The organism is Hydrogenimonas sp. (assembly GCF_029932565.1).
Taxonomy (GTDB): Bacteria; Campylobacterota; Campylobacteria; order Campylobacterales; family Hydrogenimonadaceae; genus Hydrogenimonas.
The window spans coordinates 1-16,104 of sequence record NZ_JAOZPV010000039.1 but is presented as its reverse complement, the minus strand read 5'-3'; the positions used below and the strand labels follow the sequence as shown (position 1 = coordinate 16,104).

The 16,104-nt window shown below is 52.5% G+C and carries 12 protein-coding genes; 8 read left to right on the top strand and 4 right to left on the bottom strand.

All coding sequences use genetic code 11. The annotated features are described in order from the left end of the window. A partial coding sequence (locus tag Q1K24_RS06035; RefSeq protein ID WP_300367467.1) for a DJ-1/PfpI family protein occupies nucleotides 1–293 on the top strand: 293 nt, incomplete at its 5' end. Here the strand turns inward: Q1K24_RS06035 and Q1K24_RS06030 are convergent. Beyond that, nucleotides 284–805: a shikimate kinase gene (locus tag Q1K24_RS06030; RefSeq protein WP_300367465.1), complete on the bottom strand. Its 522-nt coding sequence runs from the start codon at nucleotides 803–805 to the stop codon at nucleotides 284–286. The genes Q1K24_RS06035 and Q1K24_RS06030 overlap by 10 nt on opposite strands. A gap of 15 nt (nucleotides 806–820) precedes the next feature. Continuing rightward, on the bottom strand, nucleotides 821–1,621 hold the full coding sequence (locus Q1K24_RS06025; protein WP_300367463.1) for an Hpt domain-containing protein: 801 nt from the start codon (nucleotides 1,619–1,621) through the stop codon (nucleotides 821–823). Between the two features lie 151 nt (nucleotides 1,622–1,772). Here Q1K24_RS06025 and dnaE point away from each other — a divergent pair, with 151 nt between their 5' ends. Next, complete coding sequence (dnaE, locus tag Q1K24_RS06020; RefSeq protein WP_300367461.1) at nucleotides 1,773–5,339, top strand: DNA polymerase III subunit alpha; 3,567 nt, start codon at nucleotides 1,773–1,775, stop codon at nucleotides 5,337–5,339. Between the two features lie 74 nt (nucleotides 5,340–5,413). Beyond that, a complete protein-coding gene (locus tag Q1K24_RS06015) occupies nucleotides 5,414–6,667 on the top strand; it encodes an HDOD domain-containing protein (protein ID WP_300367459.1) in 1,254 nt (417 codons plus the stop codon). A gap of 26 nt (nucleotides 6,668–6,693) precedes the next feature. Here the strand turns inward: Q1K24_RS06015 and Q1K24_RS06010 are convergent, their stop codons facing one another. Both Q1K24_RS06010 and Q1K24_RS06005 read right to left on the bottom strand, forming a co-directional pair. After that, nucleotides 6,694–7,716, bottom strand: coding sequence for a HAMP domain-containing sensor histidine kinase (locus Q1K24_RS06010; protein ID WP_300367457.1), 1,023 nt, complete (start codon nucleotides 7,714–7,716; stop codon nucleotides 6,694–6,696). Next, complete coding sequence (locus tag Q1K24_RS06005) at nucleotides 7,713–8,531, bottom strand: DUF234 domain-containing protein (protein ID WP_300367455.1); 819 nt, start codon at nucleotides 8,529–8,531, stop codon at nucleotides 7,713–7,715. Before Q1K24_RS06005 ends, Q1K24_RS06010 begins: the two co-directional genes overlap by 4 nt. A gap of 191 nt (nucleotides 8,532–8,722) precedes the next feature. Here Q1K24_RS06005 and Q1K24_RS06000 point away from each other — a divergent pair, with 191 nt between their 5' ends. From Q1K24_RS06000 to Q1K24_RS05980, 5 genes are all read left to right on the top strand, one after another. Beyond that, nucleotides 8,723–10,207, top strand: coding sequence for a CHAD domain-containing protein (locus Q1K24_RS06000; protein ID WP_300367453.1), 1,485 nt, complete (start codon nucleotides 8,723–8,725; stop codon nucleotides 10,205–10,207). An 89-nt stretch (nucleotides 10,208–10,296) separates the two neighbouring features. After that, nucleotides 10,297–12,387 (top strand): phosphate acetyltransferase, encoded by a 2,091-nt coding sequence (gene pta, locus Q1K24_RS05995; RefSeq protein WP_300367451.1) that lies wholly within the window; start codon nucleotides 10,297–10,299, stop codon nucleotides 12,385–12,387. Nucleotides 12,388–12,420: 33 nt separating this feature from the next. Further along, nucleotides 12,421–13,533 carry an acetate kinase gene (locus tag Q1K24_RS05990; protein WP_300367449.1) on the top strand — a complete coding sequence of 371 codons (1,113 nt, stop codon included), beginning with the start codon at nucleotides 12,421–12,423 and terminating at the stop codon, nucleotides 13,531–13,533. A 49-nt stretch (nucleotides 13,534–13,582) separates the two neighbouring features. Beyond that, nucleotides 13,583–14,575 (top strand): type I glyceraldehyde-3-phosphate dehydrogenase, encoded by a 993-nt coding sequence (gene gap / locus Q1K24_RS05985; RefSeq protein ID WP_300367447.1) that lies wholly within the window; start codon nucleotides 13,583–13,585, stop codon nucleotides 14,573–14,575. 204 nt (nucleotides 14,576–14,779) lie between these two features. Beyond that, nucleotides 14,780–16,104: multiheme c-type cytochrome (locus tag Q1K24_RS05980; RefSeq protein WP_300367445.1), on the top strand; the 1,325-nt coding region annotated here is incomplete at its 3' end.

The following is a 16,104-nucleotide window of genomic DNA, read 5'->3' as shown; positions in this document are numbered from 1 at the left end:
TGAAGGAGATGCAGGCAAAAGAGAAGATCGTCGGAGCCATCTGCGCCGCACCGTTTGCCCTGAAAACGGCTGGCGTGCTGAGCAAACGCTATACGTGTTATCCGAGTGTCGAGGAACAGATCGGCAATCTCGAAGGTTATACCGACAAAGAGAAAGTGGTGATCGACGGCAACATCATGACATCCCGCGGACCTGGCACCGCCATTTGCTTCGGTCTCGCCATCGTTCGAAAACTGGTGGGAGAAGAGACCTATCAGTCACTCCGTGAAGGGCTTCTCGCCGATTACTGCTGATTCAGTTGCGCAAGCAGATCCGCCGCAATGCGGCGGGTATCATGTTCGCTGATATCGATGACGATATCGGCGACCTTTTCATACGCTTCGAACCGTTCGGAAAAGAGGGATTTTGCCTTCTCGATATCCTGAAAGAGCGGTCTTTTTTTCAATTTTTTCTTCGCATTCGGCGCATTGAGAATGCGCTGCAGAATCCATTCAAAATCGGCTTTCAGATAGACAACGGTGCCGATCGAGTTGATGTTGTTGACTTTGTAGAAGCCGCCGCCGGTGGAGATGACAGCGTTTGTAACGTTGTGTGCAAGCCAGTCCGCGGTCTTCTGTTCCAACGCACGGAACGCCGCTTCGCCGGCCGTTGCAAAGATCTTCTTGATTCTCGTATTGGTGAGACTTTCGATCATGTCGTCCGTATCGAGAGCATAGAGAGATGCATCGCACCGTACGAGTTCACGCGCCAGTGCGCCTTTCCCCACCCCCATAAAACCGATCAGAACGATGTTTTTCGTTGACATAATCCCAAATCCTTGTTAGGCGACTTGGGAATATTCTACCTTCAAATCACTTACGGTTTGTTTCAATAGTGTCTGGTATGCTTCGATAACGGGCAGTTCGGTCCCCTCTTTCATGTAGGTGTTGTAGTCGACGAGCAGTTGTGCGACGCCACCTTCTCCAATATTGAGTGCAGCCCCTTTGAGACCATGGGTGATATGCTCCGCTTCGGTAAAGTTTTTTTCGGCGATAGCGTTATCGAGATCGTTGATCGCATTTTCGAGCTGGTGAATCAGCTCGACGACAAATTCGTCGGCTTCTTCCGGTGAGAGTCCCATCCCCTCTACCAGACGCTGGTGACTGAATTCACCATAATCTTTCTTCAAAATGGTGCCGGCCTCTTCCCGTGAGGCCGGTGTTTCGTTTTGAGTCTCGGGGTGAAGCTTGTAGATCGTCGGACGTTCGAGTGTGACGTCCATCGGTTTTTCGGGTTGGGATTTCTCTTCAATCTGGGGTTTTTCTTCGGTTTGGGATGTCTCCCGGACCTCTTCCTGTATGGGTTCCGGAACTCTCTCTTCGATGACCGGCTGCGTATTTACGGTGTTGACAGGCTCATAGGAGGATGCCGTTGTTTGGGGTTTCGTCTCCGTTTCAGCCACATTTTCGGGCTTTCCTCTTTCCTGCAGCGACTGGTAATCTCTATTGAACTGTTCCTGGGTCTGGTGCACATAGAGTTCGAAGGATTTGCTTTTCATATGATCACGAATGACAATGACAAGAAAACCCAAAAGGACCAAAAGAAGCAGTCCGATCGAACTGAACAAGATTAAATCAAGCATAATATATCCCTTTCCTGTGGGCAGTTATTTACATAAAATCGGCATTTCATTCAAAAGATTTAAATGGGTGCAGGATGGCAGAATATTTATCCTATTCTAACGGCAACTTTGATAGACTGTTTCATACATTTATTGCGAGGAAAACCAGAGTATGAAACCCCGATTCACGCATCTGCATCTGCATACCGAATATTCGCTGCTCGACGGTGCCAACAAGATATCCAGACTGGCTGGCCGGCTCAAAGAGCTGGGGATGGATACGGTCGCCATTACCGATCACGGCAATATGTTCGGTGCGGTCGATTTCTACCAGCAGATGAAGAAAGAGGGTATCAAACCGATCATCGGGATGGAGGCCTATCTCCACAACCAGGAGGAGCTTGGCGACAAAAGCACCCGTCAGCGCTTCCACCTTTGCCTTTACGCCAAGAACGAAACCGGCTACAAAAACCTGATGTATCTCAGTTCCCAGGCCTATATCAACGGCTTCTACTACTATCCGCGCATCAACAAAAAGCTTTTGAGAGAGCACAGCGAAGGGCTCATCTGCTCATCGGCCTGTCTGCAGGGCGAGGTCAACTGGCATTTGAATCTATCCGAGCGCAATGTCAAATTCGGGGCACAGGGTTACGAGCGTGCCAAAGAGGTGGCACTGGAATATAAAGAGATTTTCGGCGACGATTTCTATCTGGAGCTGATGCGTCACGGTATCGGCGATCAGCACAGCATCGACGAGCAGCTTATCCGGCTGAGTCTCGAAACCGGCATCAAGATTGTCGCGACCAACGACACCCACTATCTCTATCCGGACGATGCCGAGGCGCACGAAGCTTTCATGTGCATCGCGATGAACAAACTCTACGACGATCCCGACCGTCTGCGCCATTCCGTCCACGAGTTCTACCTCAAATCACCCGAAGAGATGGCGGAACTCTATGCCGACATTCCCGAGGCACTCGAACATACGCAGGAGATCGCCGACAAGTGTGATCTGGAGCTCGATCTGGGCAATCCAACGCCTCCCAATTTCAAATTTGCCCGGGAGTATGCCGCCAATGTCGGCCTGGAAGTGCCCGAACCGGATGCCGAGAACAGTTTTGCCAACGACGAAGCCCTCTTTATCCACGAATGCCGCAAAGGGCTGGAAGAGCGTCTCAAATTTGTGGATCCGGCGCATCACGACGAGTATCGGGCGCGACTGGAGACGGAGATGCAGATCATCAACCAGATGAAGTTTCCCGGCTATATGCTGATCGTCTGGGATTTCGTGCGTGAAGCGAAAGAGAGGGAGATTCCGGTCGGACCCGGACGGGGATCGGCGGCTGGAAGCCTCGTCGCCTATTCGCTGGGCATCACCAATATCGACCCGATGAAGTACGATCTGCTCTTCGAGCGTTTTCTGAATCCGGAGCGCGTCAGCATGCCCGATATCGATATGGATTTCTGCCAGGCGCGTCGCGGAGAGATCATCGACTACGTGGTCGAGAAATATGGACGTTTCAACGTGGCCCAGGTTATCACGTTCGGTTCGCTTCTGGCGAAGGGGGTTATCCGTGACGTCGCGAGGGTGCTTGGTGTCAGCTACGCGGAAGCGGACAAGATGGCGAAACTGATTCCCGACGAACTGGGAATCACCCTTAACGGGAAGGGGAAAGAGGGGACCGACGGATTCAAGCCGGGTGCATTCCAGAAAGAGCCGAAGCTCCGGGAACTGGTCGAAACCAACCCCACGGCGGCCCGCGTCTGGAAATTCGCTCTTGCCCTTGAAGGGCTCAAACGCAATGCCGGTATGCATGCCGCGGGTGTCGTCATATCCAACGAAGAGCTCTGGCACAAGACGCCGCTCTACAAACCATCGGGCGAAGAGACACTGGTAACGCAGTATTCGCTCAACTTCCTCGAAGATGTCGACCTGATCAAATTCGACTTCCTTGGGCTCAAGACGCTGACGGTCATCGACAATGCCGTCAAACTGGTCAAACAGCGCCACGAGGTCGACGTCGACCTCGACAATATGCCGATGGATGACCCGAAAGTCTACGAGACGATTCAGGAAGGCGAAACGGTCGGTATGTTCCAGATCGAATCGGGCGGTATGCAGCAGCTCAACGCCAAGCTCAAACCGGGCAACTTCGAAGACCTCGTCGCGGTACTCGCCCTCTACCGGCCCGGTCCGATGGAGTCGGGAATGCTCGACGATTTTATCGAACGGAAGCACGGCCGCCAGGAAATCACCTACATGTTTCCGCAGCTCGAAGAGATTCTCAAGCCGACCTACGGGGTCATTGTCTATCAGGAACAGGTCATGCAGATCGTTCAGACGATCGGCGGATTCAGCCTTGGCAAAGCGGATATCGTCCGCCGTGCGATGGGAAAGAAAAAGTTCGACCTGATGCAAAAGTACAAGAGCGAATTTGCAGAGGGTGCGAAGGCGCAGGGACTCGACTACGACAAAGCGGCCGAACTCTTCGATTTGATCGAAAAATTCGCCGGCTACGGCTTCAACAAGTCCCACTCGGCCGCCTATGCGATGGTGACTTACCAGACGGCGTGGCTCAAGACCCACTATCCGGCCGAATTCATGGCGGCGCTGCTGACAAGCGAAAAAGACAACACCGACAAGGTGGTCAAATATATCGATGAGGTCAAGCGTCTGGGCATCCGACTGCTCGCACCCGATATCAACCGGTCGGCACTCGAATTTACACCCGATGCCGACGATGAGGGGAACGAAGTCATTCTCTTCGGACTGGGTGCCATCAAAGGAGTCGGCGATGCTGCCGTCAACGCAATTCTTTTGGCACGGGAAGCGGGAGGCTTCGAGTCGCTGGACGACTTTGTATCCCGTATCGATACACAGAAAGTGAACAAAAAAGTGATTGAATCGATGATCAAAGCGGGAGCGCTGGATGGCTTCGGATACAGCCGCCGGGCGCTGCTCGAATCGATCGATGCGATCATCGACGCGATGCATGAATCGGCCAGGGCCCAGCAGATGGCGGTCGGTTCGCTCTTCGGAGACGACGAGGAGCTTGTGAGTATCAAGGTCGATATCGTTCCGATGGAGGAGTATCCGCAAAAGAGCATCCTCGAACTCGAAAAGGAGTCTCTCGGTTTCTACGTATCCGGGCATCCGCTCGATCGGTTCCGTGAAGAGCTCTCCGATATCAGATATACGCTCTCTTCCGATCTCGAGCAGATCGCCGATGGATCCTCGGCACTCCTGATCGGAAAGGTCGAAGAGGTGACGACCAGGATCAGCAAAAAAGGAAACAAATTCGGTATTGCCAATGTGATGGACCTGCATGGCAACATCGAAATCACACTCTTCGAACGGCAGCTGGAACAGCTGGAAAAGATGGATCTCGACGAGCCGATCGGTTTCAAAGTCACGATTACACGCGATGGCGATTTTACCCGGATGCGGGTGCACAAAATTATGGAACTGAAGGCGTGTAAAAAGGAGAAGATCGAAACACGGATGGTCGAAAAACCGGAAAAACCGATGATCATCCGGCTCAATCTCGACCATGAAAAGATGCGTATTCTCGAAGAGATCTATCGCCTCGCCCAGAGCCATCCGGGCAGAAAACCTCTGCGTCTTCTTCTCTGTTCGAAACTGCAGGAGATCGAAATCGAATCGTCGATCCATGTCAACGACGAGATGGCCCAACAGCTCAAAAAGATGGAAGCGGTTGAAATACTGGCATCGGCCTGACTGAAAAAGAATAAAATTATCTTGTAAACAGTCGATATATCAAAACACACGATTTTTGATAACAAAGGTTTTCGATGTCCGATTTTCATATGCTTGGCCGTCAGCCGATCCTTGATGGCAAGAAGAAAGTGTATGCCTACGACCTCTTTTTTCGCGATGAGAAGAGCGCGCCAAACGAAGTTTCCGGACGTTTCGCTTCGATTTCGGTATTGACCAATGTGCTGAACCAGTTCGGAGCCAAGGAGATCCTTGGAAACCGTAAAGCGTTCGTACGCATCGACAACGATTTTCTTTTCAATGACCTCCTCCTGAATATGCCGAAAGATATTTTCGTCTTTTCCGTCCTGCCTGAAATGCGGTTCAATATGGAGATTGCCAGGCGAATCGTGGAGCTTCGGAAAAAAGGATTCGACATTGCGCTGAACGATGCGATACTCGATGAAAGACTGATTCAGCGGATCGGGCCGCTTCTGCCATACTTCAGCTATATCAAGATCGATGTGGAACGGAGCCCGAGAGGCGAAGTGTTTCATGAACTATTGGCCAAAATCAAACAATACGACAATACGTTGATCGCGTCGAAAGTCGAATCACCCGAGACGACACAAATCTGTGAAAATCTCGGCTTTCAACTCTTTCAGGGATACTTTTTTTCGAAACCACAGCTTCTGAAGCAGGAGAAGATCGACCCCCATTACCGAAGCGTCATACATGCCTACAATCTGCTGATATCCAATGCAGATGTGGAAGAGATCGCATCCTACCTGGAGCAGCACAGCGCATTGTCGCTGCAGCTGCTTCGCTATGTCAATTCCGCAGCACTGAGCCTTGCACGGGAAATCTCTTCGATTCAGGAGGTGATTCTGCTATTGGGGCGCCACAATGTCGCCCAGTGGCTGATGATGATCATCTATGCGCAATCGATGGGAGAGAAGGGAGGCTCTTCGACACTTGCCTTGATGGCCAAAAGCCGGATGGAACTGATGCGCCGGACATGGCAGCTGATGCATCCGGAGGCTCCGAAAAGTGAGCTGGATGAAGCCTATTTCGTCGGGACGCTTTCGCTTCTGGATGTCGTGATGCATGCACCGATGGAGAAGATTCTGGATGAATTCAACATTTCCCAGGATGTCAAAGATGCACTTTTGAAGGGAAGCGGCAAGTTTGGACGGACATTCCTTTTTGTCAAGTCGATCGAAGAGTGTAACCAGAATGCCATCGATCTCTTTTTGAACTTCTATCGGATCGACAAACGGGATTATGAGAAGATGATCTATGAGACGAGCATCGCCGTCAACCGTCTCGACGAGGAGCTGGAAAAGCTCTGATCCCGGCCGCGACGGATTGGATGGCTCTACGATTTTGGCAGGGAGACGATAAAGCGTTTCGGCTCGGTATCGATATGGATGGATCCGTGATGCGCTTCTACAATCTGTCGTGAGAGTACCAGCCCAAGGCCATGCCCCTTTGTCTTGGTGGTGTGAAACGCTTCAAAGAGACGATCCGGATTCTCCAGCGGCACGCCGCTATCCTCGATGATGAAACGGATCGTCTCTCCCCGGGTTTCACTTCGAATGGAGACGTTCCCCTCGTCTTCGTCACTCTCTTCGATTGCATCGATCGCATTGAATATGAAATTTTGCAGTGCCAGTGAAAGCAGTCCCAGATCTCCCCGGATTGTGGCATCTTCGAAAAGGTAGTGAAAGTGGATATCTTTCATGAAACTGTAGCTTTCGACGGCGGCCTGACACTCTTTTTCAAGCTGTGAGAGCGAAATGTTCGTAAAGACGGGGTGCACCCCCTTTGAATACATGAGGGTCGTTTTGATGATGCGTTCCACGCGGAAAAGCGACCGTTTGATCTCATCCACGATCGGTTGGTTCTTCGGGACGACCCGTTTGGCGAGCGATGAGACGAGCAGTGCGATGGAGCCGATCGGATTACGAATTTCGTGGGCGAGGTGGGCTGCCATCTGTCCCATCGAAGCGAGCCTCTCCTTGCGTTTCTGTTCGGTGATGTCGGTGGCGCTGATGATGGTCTTTGAATCGTTGCAGCTCGATTTGACGAGGAAGAACCGGCTGTCGAACGCCACCTCGCTCTCTCTTAACGTGGAGTCGATGCGATCCAGAAGCCCGTCGAGCGATTCCGCTTCGCTGTTTTGCAGAAAGACACTGCCGTCGTCGTTGAGTACCCACAAAGCGTTGGGAAGCGCTTCGATGATCTGTCTGATGAGGCTTTGAAGCTGGTTGTAGGCGCTGGTGAGAGCGATGTACTCTTTTTCGACGCTGTAGGTCTGATCGATAAGGCTTTCGAGCTGCGAGAGGAGGGTCTCTTTCTCCTCTTCGTTCATCGAAGAGGGGAGTTTGAATTCGTTCATGCCAGAAGCTTTTCAAAATCGTTGAGATCGAAGCAGAGCAGCGAGGGGTCGTTGGAGCTTTTGAGCTCCTTGCTGAAGCCGCTTTTTGAAAAGAGGGCGTAAAAGTCGGGTTTGAGCCCGGAGCGTTCGCATTTCGACTTCAGTTTGCTGACGAGACTTTTGCACACCTTGTGCCCTTTCCATTTGCATTCGCCGATGATGACACGGTTGTTTTCGGTTTTGGCGAGCAGATCGAACTCGTTGTGGCGGTCCCAGTAATTGCCCTTTTCCGATACGGGATCGTTGGCGTCGAAAGTCTGTTTGATCAACGCGTTGGAGAGATCTTCGAACGTAAAACTGACGAACCGGTCGAGCGACGCGTCGAGATTTTCATAGAACTTCTCGTAGGAGCCTATTTCGATCTCTTCGGCATGCGGCTCGACAAAGGTGTACCAGAACCGGTAGAACGGATTGGTGAATTTGATTTTGGACTGAATGGTATAGCCCCGTTCCTCTTTTTTTCTCTTTTGTCCCGGTTTCGGTGTGGGAAGCGACTCTCTCGACTGCTCCTTGTGGAGCATACCGGCCTGACGCAGTGCATTGTAGGTGCCGTATCCCTGTGTCCGTGAGAGAGAAGCACGGCGCAGCACATTGATCGTTTTTCCGTCCGAAACGGCGACGGCCCTAAGCATTCTGCGGCTTTCGTTCTCCCCGCTCAGGGGTGGCAGTACTTTCGTTTTCAGAAAACCGTATTGGTCGAGAATGTTGATCCGGATCGATTCGTAAAGTGTATCGCTGAAATTGAGAGTGACATATTTTTCAAGACCGCCGAACACCGCATAATGTTCGATGAGCTGTTCGATTTCGAGGTGTGGAAAATGTTGATAAAAATAGCGAAACTTTTCTATCTTTCTCTATCCTTGCAGGCGTTGTTTTGACATAATTATAACATACCGGAATCCATCTCCGAAATTTTGGTTTATGTATACGGGGATTTTTGAGATGGGTTCTATGATAAAATCAACGTATGAAAAAGATGGAAATCGAACGACGCTTTTTGCTCTATCCCTGCTCGATGAAGCGCTTTTTGAAGATGCATGGCATTCGGTATCGTGCCATTCCGATTCAGCAGTTTTATGTGGTGGCAGATACCGAACGGGTGGAACGGTTCAGAAAGCTTGGAGATCGCTATATCCGGACATGCAAACAGGGAAGCGGTCTGGTACGGGATGAATCGGAAGAGGAGATTACGAAGGATCTGTTCGATGCCGCCATGTATCGGAACAGCGGAGGCGTAATCCGGAAAACGCGACGCATCTTCGAATACCGGGGATACCGCTTCGAACTCGACAGTTTCAAAGGGGAGTTGAGAGGACTCAACGTTCTGGAAATCGAGTTCGAGAGTGAAGCTGAGGCGAAAGGTTTCGAACTGCCGGAACCGTTTCGACACATTTTGGCTGCCGAAGTGACCTACAAACCGAAATTTACGAACGGTGCGATTTCCAGGATTATGCGTATTCCGGCCCTGGAGACCGATTTGGCCGCACTGATCGGACAGATCGAGAAGCGGCCGTCGTTTCTAAAAGCGTCGACATCCATCAGTCTGACACCGTTCGAAAGCGGATCCCATGCCCTCAAAGCGCTCTTCTATTCGCTCCTGAAGAGTGTCGATGCCAACAAAAGGGCGATCCTGTCGGGTGATGAAGATCCGGAACGTCTGCATCAGCTGCGTGTGGCGATGCGCAAACTGCGTGCTCTCCTTTCGCAGATGACACCGCTATTTGATGCAACCTGGCTCGAAACGCACAAGCTGAAATTGGCCGGCCTGATGCGTCAGACCGGTGAAAAACGGGATATCGACGTCTATCTGCTTCATATACCTCTCTACAAATCGATGATTTCGGAAAAGCTCCATCCCGGTATCGATGCACTTGAAGCCTACCTTCTGCATCAGGTGAAAGAGAAAGAGGAGGCATTGAAGCAGTTTCTGCGGAGCGGTCCATTCAGCGATGAAATGGCCATACTCACAGATTTCGCCACTTCGGAAAATATGGAGGGTCTGAGCGGACGGGCCACAGGGCCGTTGATTATCGAGGTCAAATCGGCACTGCGGAAACGATACAAAAAAGTACTCAAAAAGGGGAGTGAGATCGATGCCGATTCCGAAGCGCATCGTTACCACATGGTCCGTATCGATGTCAAAAAACTGCGCTACATGATGGAGTTTTTCGCATCGATTCTGGATAACGAAGCCTACAGCATGATGCTCAAAAAGCTGAAAACGATCCAGACGATTCTGGGAGAGCACCAGGACCTCGACGTGCAGCGGCACCATCTGAAAGCCTTTACCGAGCTGCCCGAACTCCATACCGACGAAACGATAACGGCCGTCGAGGCGCTTCGCCAGACGATGGCGAAGCTTGAGATGGAAAAGAGATCGGAATTCCGCGATGCATTCCGTGAGTTCGCGAAAACCGGAGAACTTTTCCATAAAATGGTCTGCAAGTTTTAATATTTCTATACGGCTATCGGGAGTTTTTAGAGATGCCCTAAAGCAAATATAGCCTATAATCACAATAATCGTTAAAAAAGGAGTGCAGGATGCACGTCCACTCTCTCTATATCATCTCCAAAGAGCCGCGTGCCGGAAGTTTCTTCGTCGCGATGGGGCTGATGGAGATACTCAAGCGTGATTTCAAGCGGGTCGCCTTTTTCAAACCCATCGTACGTGGTGAAGGCAGGGACAGTGACATCGAAACGATGCTCTCGGTTTTCGGGATGGCGCAGACCTACGAGGAGGCGGCCGGCATCGATATCGACACCGTCGAATCCCATCTCGCCAGGGGTGAAGAGGCGAAACTCTACGAAAAGCTGATCACCCGTTACGAAACATTGCAACAGCGGTACGACTTCGTACTCTGTGTGGGCATGACCGATATGCACCTCAAAGAGATGGTCGATTTCGACGTCAATGTCCAGATCGCCAAAAACTTCTCGTCTCCGATCGTGGGAGTCGTGAGTGCCAAAGGGAAAACACCCGATGAAGTGGAAGAGGATATCATTCTTTGGCAGCAGTCTCTCAAGGATGAAGGCCTGCGACCTTTCGCCTTTTTCGTCAACCACGCATCCGATACACTGGTCTGCCGTATCAACGAGCATGCCCCGTTTCAGGATATCCCATGTTTTCCCATCCCCTATGCCGAGAAACTCGACCGTCCGACCGTACTCGACCTGATCGGCCTCACTGGCGGGGAGATCATCCACATGAAAGACGACGCGAGTCTGGAGAGGACCATCAACAAACCGCTGATCGCCGCAATGCATCCCGAACATTTCCTGGAGTATTTCGAAGAGAAGGATCTGGTCGTCGTGCCGGCCGACCGCGCCGATATTTTCCTTGCGATACTTTCGGCGAACCGTATTCCCGGGTTTCCTTCGGCATCGGCCATTGTCGTGGGCGGCGGTATGGAGATCGCCCCGACGGTGCTGAAGATGATTGAAAGCGACGAGACGTTTCGGGTGGTGCTGATTCGCGTTCCGCTCGACACGATGCAGATCATTCTCAAAGCACAGCGCAGCGAAGCGCGTATCACCCCCAAGCATCGCAGAAAGATCGATCTTGCGCTTGGCCATTTCGCCAACAGTGTCGATGCCGGCCTGATCGAGAGTTTTCTCCGTCAAACGAAGATCGACATCGTTACGCCGACGATGTTCCTCCATCGTCTCTTCGCCAAAGCCTCCTCGCAGCGCATGCGGGTGGTACTGCCCGAAAGCATGGACGACCGGATTCTTCGTGCCGCCGAAACGGCGCAACGGCGGAAAATCGCCGATATTATCCTTCTCGGAAACGAGGAGACGGTCCGAAACCGTGCCGGCATACTCGGTGTCGACCTCGAAGGCATCCAGGTGATCGATCCGGTTACAAGCGATCTGAAAGAGACATTTGCGAAGGATTTCTACGAACTGCGGAAGCACAAGGGTATTACGCTCGAAACGGCACTCGATGCCGTGCAGAACGTCACCTATTTCGCGACGATGATGGTCTACGGCAACCTGGCGGACGCCATGGTCTCGGGTGCGACCCACACGACACGCGAAACGGTGCTTCCCGCCCTGCAGGTCATCAAAACGAAGCCGGGTATCGACATCGTCTCGAGCGTCTTTTTCATGTGCCTCGATACCCGGGTGCTCGTCTATGGCGACTGTGCCATCGTACCCGATCCCAGTCCGAAAGAGCTGGCGCAGATCGCCGTCGAGTCGGCGGAGACGGCCCGTGCGTTCGGTATCGAACCGATCGTCGCGATGCTCTCCTACTCGACAGGCGAGAGCGGGGTTGGCGAGGATGTCGAAAAGGTACGCGAGGCGACCAGACTCGCCAAAGCGATGCGTCCCGACCTTTTGATCGAAGGGCCCATGCAGTACGATGCCGCCATCGACCCTGCCGTCGGAGAGAAAAAGATGCCGGGATCCAAAGTGGCGGGCCGTGCCACGGTCTTCATTTTCCCCGATCTCAATACGGGCAACAACACCTATAAAGCGGTACAGCGTGCCACGGGCGCCATCGCCATCGGCCCCGTTCTGCAGGGTCTCAACAAGCCAGTCAACGATCTGAGCCGGGGGTGCAGTGTCGACGATATCGTCAGTACCATCGCCATCAGCGCGATTCAGGCGCAGAATCTGGGTAAATCATGAATGGTAAATGGAGAGAGTGAGGGGAAAGAGACGATGAAAATACTTGTTTTGAATTCGGGGAGTTCCTCGCTGAAGTACAAACTGTATGACAACCATGAAAAGGTAGCCGAAGGGGTTGTGGAGCGCATCGGGGAAGAGGGCGGCGTGAAGGATCATCGCGAGGCGTTGGAGAGGGCGGAACGGGCACTCGTCGATGCCGGTGCGATCGACTCTTTCGCAATGCTGGACGCCGTCGGTCACCGGGTCGTGCATGGGGGCGAACGCTTCATCGAACCGACGCGGATCGACGCCGATGTCATCGAGGCAATCCGCGAGCTGATTCCTCTGGCCCCGCTTCACAACCCGGCCAATCTCGTTGGGATTGAAATGATGGCGGACAAAGCACCCGATCTTCCGCAGGTGGCGGTCTTCGATACGGCATTTCACCAGACGATGCCAAGAAAAGCCTATCTTTACGCCATCCCGATCGAACTCTACGAGGAGTATGGTGTGCGGCGCTACGGATTCCACGGGACATCGCACGGATATGTCGCCAGGAAAGCCGCGGAGAAACTCGGCAAACCTCTGAACGAAACGAATCTCATCACACTCCATCTGGGAAACGGGGCGAGTGTCTGTGCCGTCAAGCGCGGAAAAAGTATCGATACCTCGATGGGATTTACACCACTGGCCGGTCTCGTCATGGGGACGCGCTGCGGTGACATCGATCCGGAGATTCCGATTTTGATGGAGAAAAAGGGGATAGATGCCGACACGGTGCTTAACAAGGAGAGCGGTCTGAAAGGTCTCTGCGGCGAGAACGATGTGCGGCTTATCCAGGAGCACGCCGCAATGGGAGATGAAAAGAGCAAGACGGCGCTGGAGGTCTATGTTCACCGTATCCGCCACTATATCGGTGCCTATGTGGCGGAGCTGGGTTATGTCGATGCCATCGTCTTCACGGCCGGAGTCGGGGAACACAGCGCATTGATACGCCAGATGGTGTGTGAAGGTCTCGAGCCGCTCGGGATCGCACTCGATACCCAGAGAAATCTGCAGGGTGACGAGGATATCGCGGCCGACCGCTCACCGGTGCGGATTTTCGTGCTTCCTACCGACGAGGAACTCGAAATCGCGCTGCAGACGGAAACGGTTTTAAACCCCTGACAGCTTCATTGGGATATAATCGAAATAAACAAAATCTGAAGGAGAAAATATGGCAGTCAAAGTAGCAGTCAACGGAACAGGACGTATCGGTCTGTGTGTCATCAAGCTGGTCATGAAACATGACGATATGGAACTGGTCGGCATCAATACGACCGCAAAGCCCGACATGCTCGAATATCTTTTGAAATACGACAGCGTACACGAAGGAATCGATGCGAAAGTGATCGACGACGAAACGATCGAAATCGCCGGAAAACCGATTCGCATGTTCAGCGAACGTGATATCGACAAGCTCGACTTCGGAACGGTCGGCGCGGATGTCGTCGCCGAATGTACCGGTGTCTTTCTGACGACGGAAACAGCGAGTAAACACCTCAAAGGCAGTGTCAAAAAGGTTGTCATGAGCGCGCCGGCCAAAGACGACACCCCAACGTTCGTCATGGGCATCAATACCGATGAGTATACCGGCCAGGCCGTCATCTCCAACGCCTCCTGTACAACCAACTGCCTGGCGCCGGTCTGTAAAGTGCTCGACGATATGTTCGGTATCGAAAACGGCCTGATGACTACGGTTCACTCCTACACGAACGACCAGAATCTACTCGATGTCAAGCACAAAAAAGATTTCCGACGCGCCCGTGCCGCGGCGATCAACATGATCCCGACATCCACCGGCGCCGCCAAAGCGATCGGGCTGGTCATGCCGCATCTCAAGGGTCAGCTCAACGGTTTCGCCATCCGTGTTCCGACTGCCGACGTCTCCGTCGTCGACCTGACGGTCAACCTCAAAAAAGAGGTCACTGTCGACGCGATCAACGCCGCCTTCGACGATGCCGCCGCGAAGCTGGGCAAAATGATCCTCGTCGACCACGACAAGCGCGTTTCCGGTGATTTCATCGGCTGCGACTACAGCGCTATCTTCGTTCCCGATCTCACCCGCGTCGTCGGTACGAACACCGCCAAAGTCGTCGCATGGTACGATAACGAGTGGGGTTACAGCAACCGCCTCGTCGATATGATGCACTTCGTCGCCACCCATTGATTTTTTGGAAGAACGGTTGCCTGGACCGTTCTTCTCTTGTTTTCTCTTCCTCTCATACAAAATCAAAACGGCGTTGTCATAGGTCTTTTCCAAAAACGAAATATCTGCTTAATGTCGAAAACAGACTCTTTTTTTCCTATTTAAATCATAATTTATAAAAAGTTGTTCTACTATTGAGATATATTATGGAACAGAAGGAAATGTATGAAAAATATCATCATTGCCATGCTTTTCGCTGTACTCGGTATGCTTCTTGTATGGGTGATTTTCGAACCGAAGATCGCCCCCTATTATGTGCAGCTGACGAAGACGCGTGTGGGGCTGAGTGTGGATCTGCAGCCGAACGAGCAGAAGAATGCACACTTTGTCGGGTCGCAACGATGCAAAAAATGCCATGAAGAGCACTATCGCGACTGGAAACATTCGATGCACAGCAAAATGATCCAGGATATCCGGAAAGATCCCGATGTCGTGGTCGCAGACTTTTCGAAACTGCCGGCCGACGCCGACTTCACCCTCAAAGATGCCGTCTATACGATCGGGAGCAAATTCAAGCAGCGCTACATGGTACCCGCGACGATCGATGGCAGGGAGGATTTCAGACTGGGCAATTACCAGTGGAACAGCCAGACGAAAACGTGGCAGCCTTTCAAACCGTGGAAATACTGGTATCACGACGCCTATCCTCACGACAACAGAGAGTTTCCCACCTCCAATACCTGCGATGGCTGCCACTTTACGGGATATATGTCAACAGGCAAACGCGTGGAGCGGGCCATCGCCTGCGAAAGCTGCCACGGACCGGGCTCGAACCATACCGAAACGCCCTCCTCGCCTATCTACAAGGCGAGCATGTACGATCCCATCCGCACCAACGAAGTCTGTCTCCAGTGCCACATGCGAAACCGTGACAAGCGTCTCGAAAAAGAGCCCGACATGAAGAAGCTCTGGATGAAAGCCAAAGACTATCCGGCCGGATACGAAGCGGGAAAACCCCTGATCGCCTATAAAATGGCCGCCCCCTTCATCGCAGGTGTCGAAACCAAAGAGTTCTGGCCCAACGGCGCGGCGAAAAAGAATCGGACCCAGGGCAACGAGTTCGTACGCGATGCGATGTACCAGCACGGCATCACCTGCATCAACTGCCATAATCCCCACCGGCTGACCAATACCGCCCAGAAGCCCGAGGGCAACCGTGTCTGCATGAGATGCCACGGATTCAACACGATCATCGGCCCCCATCAGGCGTCGTTGGCGGAACATACCCATCACAAATCCGATTCGAAAGGCTCCCTCTGTGTCGAATGCCATATGCCGAAGACCGGCCGCCATACCGGCAAATCACCGCTGACGGTCCGTTCGCATATGTTCCGCTTCGTCACACCGGCCGAAACCGAAGCTTATGGCATGCCGCCGGAGACGAACGCCTGCTACAGCTGTCACAAAGATAAATCGCTCGAGTCGCTTCAGGCATCGATAGAAGAGTGGGGAAATGACCAGTGGGTATCGCAGGAGGCGATCAGCCGCTA

Bases quoted from the DNA above. Each gene is read 5' to 3' on its own strand.
- Q1K24_RS06030 (WP_300367465.1), bottom strand. From the start codon at position 805: ATGTCAACGAAAAACATCGTTCTGATCGGTTTTATGGGGGTGGGGAAA.
- Q1K24_RS06025 (WP_300367463.1), bottom strand. From the start codon at position 1,621: ATGCTTGATTTAATCTTGTTCAGTTCGATCGGACTGCTTCTTTTGGTC.
- dnaE (WP_300367461.1), top strand. From the start codon at position 1,773: ATGAAACCCCGATTCACGCATCTGCATCTGCATACCGAATATTCGCTG.
- Q1K24_RS06015 (WP_300367459.1), top strand. From the start codon at position 5,414: ATGTCCGATTTTCATATGCTTGGCCGTCAGCCGATCCTTGATGGCAAG.
- Q1K24_RS06010 (WP_300367457.1), bottom strand. From the start codon at position 7,716: ATGAACGAATTCAAACTCCCCTCTTCGATGAACGAAGAGGAGAAAGAG.
- Q1K24_RS06000 (WP_300367453.1), top strand. From the start codon at position 8,723: ATGAAAAAGATGGAAATCGAACGACGCTTTTTGCTCTATCCCTGCTCG.
- pta (WP_300367451.1), top strand. From the start codon at position 10,297: ATGCACGTCCACTCTCTCTATATCATCTCCAAAGAGCCGCGTGCCGGA.
- Q1K24_RS05990 (WP_300367449.1), top strand. From the start codon at position 12,421: ATGAAAATACTTGTTTTGAATTCGGGGAGTTCCTCGCTGAAGTACAAA.
- gap (WP_300367447.1), top strand. From the start codon at position 13,583: ATGGCAGTCAAAGTAGCAGTCAACGGAACAGGACGTATCGGTCTGTGT.